Source organism: Rhizobium subbaraonis (assembly GCF_900220975.1).
GTDB classification, from domain to species: domain Bacteria; phylum Pseudomonadota; class Alphaproteobacteria; order Rhizobiales; family Rhizobiaceae; genus Mycoplana; species Mycoplana subbaraonis.
The window spans coordinates 2501-5732 of sequence record NZ_OBQD01000060.1; the positions used below are offsets into that span (position 1 = coordinate 2501).

A 3232-nucleotide genomic window follows, 5' to 3' on the forward strand; every position below is an offset into this window, starting at 1 on the left:
GTTTTGAACCCGTTGGGTTCGAGGCGTCCGAGCCCAGTCCTTGCGATCCCATGAATGGTCTAGCCGACCGGAAATGGGTGAGGGGCTGGAGGTAGGTAGGAAGCCTGTTACTCAAGGCATGATCGTTGTTGGCGAATTGATCGCTGAAGGCTTCGGACCGCAAGGTTCCGGGGATTTTGGTGTTTGATGATCCTCTGACGGCATGTTGATGGATGTTGCCTGACCGCGCATCCCCGGACAGATCTCGAGAAGCTGGTCTTAAAGATATGACTTCGCGGTGCACCGGCGTGCCCGCAATGAAGGACATATCGAACACGTCGATGGCGTCATGAGTTGGCTGGATTGTAAAAGGTAATCCGGTCGCTTTCGCTTATGCGAAAGCTAGTGATGAGCATTGGCAATGAGAACGATCAAGTGTCGTAAGGGCAATTGGTGGATGCCTTGGCATGCACAGGCGATGAAGGACGTGATACGCTGCGATAAGCCGTGGGGAGCTGCGAATAAGCTTTGATCCATGGATCTCCGAATGGGGAAACCCACCTTAAATACTTGGAGAATCCAAACTGTTCAGCGATGGACGGCTTGGGTTTCCAAGTATTGAAATAAGGTATCTTACCTTCGAATAAAATAGGGGTAAGAAGCGAACGCAGGGAACTGAAACATCTAAGTACCTGCAGGAAAGGACATCAACCGAGACTCCGCAAGTAGTGGCGAGCGAACGCGGACCAGGCCAGTGGCAATGAGGAATAAAGTGGAACGGAATGGAAAGTCCGGCCGTAGCGGGTGATAGCCCCGTACACGTAGAACACTCATTGTCCTTGAGTAGGGCGGGACACGTGAAATCCTGTCTGAACATGGGGAGACCACTCTCCAAGCCTAAGTACTCGTGCATGACCGATAGCGAACAAGTACCGTGAGGGAAAGGTGAAAAGCACCCCGACAAGGGGAGTGAAATAGAACCTGAAACCGGTTGCCTACAAACAGTCGGAGGGCGCAAGCCTGACGGCGTACCTTTTGTATAATGGGTCAACGACTTAGTGTGGCGAGCAAGCTTAAGCCGATAGGTGAAGGCGCAGCGAAAGCGAGTCTGAACAGGGCGTTCAGTTCGTCGCATTAGACCCGAAACCGAGTGATCTAGCCATGAGCAGGCTGAAGGTTGGGTAACACCAACTGGAGGGCCGAACCCGCATCTGTTGCAATAGATTGGGATGACTTGTGGCTAGGGGTGAAAGGCCAATCAAACTCGGAAATAGCTGGTTCTCCGCGAAATCTATTTAGGTAGAGCGTCGACCGAATACCCCAGGGGGTAGAGCACTGGATGGGCTATGGGGACTCACCGTCTTACTGATCCTAACCAAACTCCGAATACCTGGGAGTACTAGTCGGCAGACACACGGCGGGTGCTAACGTCCGTCGTGAAGAGGGCAACAACCCTGACCTCCAGCTAAGGTCCCCAAGTCATGGCTAAGTGGGAAAGGATGTGAGGATCCCAAAACAACCAGGATGTTGGCTTAGAAGCAGCCATCATTTAAAGAAAGCGTAACAGCTCACTGGTCTAAATAAGGGTCTTTGCGCCGAAAATGTAACGGGGCTGAAGCCATGCACCGAAGCTGAGGATACGTCGCAAGACGTGTGGTAGCGGAGCGTTCCGTAAGTCTGTGAAGGGAGACCCGTGAGGGCTCCTGGAGATATCGGAAGTGCGAATGTTGACATGAGTAACGACAAAGAGGGTGAGAGACCCTCTCGCCGAAAGACCAAGGGTTCCTGCTTAAAGTTAATCTGAGCAGGGTTAGCCGGCCCCTAAGACGAGGCGGACACGCGTAGTCGATGGGAACCACGTTAATATTCGTGGGCCTGGTGGTAGTGACGGATCCCGTATGTTGTTCATTCTTATTGGATTGGATGGGCTGCGAAGGGGTTCCAGGAAATAGCTCCATCATTATAGACCGTACCCGAAACCGACACAGGTGGTCAGGTAGAGTATACCAAGGCGCTTGAGAGAACTATGCTGAAGGAACTCGGCAAATTGCACGCGTAACTTCGGAAGAAGCGTGACCTCTAAGGACGCAAGTCTTTAGGGGTGGCACAGACCAGGGGGTAGCGACTGTTTATCAAAAACACAGGGCTCTGCGAAGTCGCAAGACGACGTATAGGGTCTGACGCCTGCCCGGTGCTGGAAGGTTAAGAGGAGAGGTGCAAGCTTTGAATCGAAGCCCCAGTAAACGGCGGCCGTAACTATAACGGTCCTAAGGTAGCGAAATTCCTTGTCGGGTAAGTTCCGACCTGCACGAATGGCGTAACGACTTCCCCGCTGTCTCCAGCATAGACTCAGTGAAATTGAATTCCCCGTGAAGATGCGGGGTTCCTGCGGTCAGACGGAAAGACCCCGTGCACCTTTACTATAGCTTTACACTGGCATTCGTGTCGGCATGTGTAGGATAGGTGGTAGGCTTTGAAGCAGGGACGCCAGTTTCTGTGGAGCCATCCTTGAAATACCACCCTTATCGTCATGGATGTCTAACCGCGGTCCGTCATCCGGATCCGGGACAGTGTATGGTGGGTAGTTTGACTGGGGCGGTCGCCTCCGAAAGAGTAACGGAGGCGCGCGATGGTGGGCTCAGAGCGGTCGGAAATCGCTCGTCGAGTGCAATGGCATAAGCCCGCCTGACTGCGAGACTGACAAGTCGAGCAGAGACGAAAGTCGGTCATAGTGATCCGGTGGTCCCGCGTGGAAGGGCCATCGCTCAACGGATAAAAGGTACGCCGGGGATAACAGGCTGATGACCCCCAAGAGTCCATATCGACGGGGTTGTTTGGCACCTCGATGTCGGCTCATCGCATCCTGGGGCTGGAGCAGGTCCCAAGGGTTTGGCTGTTCGCCAATTAAAGCGGTACGTGAGCTGGGTTCAGAACGTCGTGAGACAGTTCGGTCCCTATCTGCCGTGGGTGTAGGAATATTGACAGGATCTGTCCCTAGTACGAGAGGACCGGGATGGACATATCTCTGGTGGACCTGTTGTCCTGCCAAGGGCATAGCAGGGTAGCTATATATGGAAGGGATAACCGCTGAAGGCATCTAAGCGGGAAACCCACCTGAAAACGAGTATTCCCTTGAGAGCCGTGGAAGACGACCACGTTGATAGGCCGGGTGTGGAAGCGCAGCAATGCGTGAAGCTTACCGGTACTAATCGCTCGATTGGCTTGATCGTTCTCATTGAAAATGCTCATCGAA

At 53.3% G+C, this 3232-nt stretch carries 1 rRNA gene; it reads left to right on the forward strand.

What is annotated here, in order from left to right:
- Positions 1-408 precede the first annotated feature (408 nt).
- Positions 409-3209, forward strand: a 23S ribosomal RNA gene (locus CRO48_RS31200).
- The last annotated feature ends 23 nt before the right edge of the window (positions 3210-3232 follow it).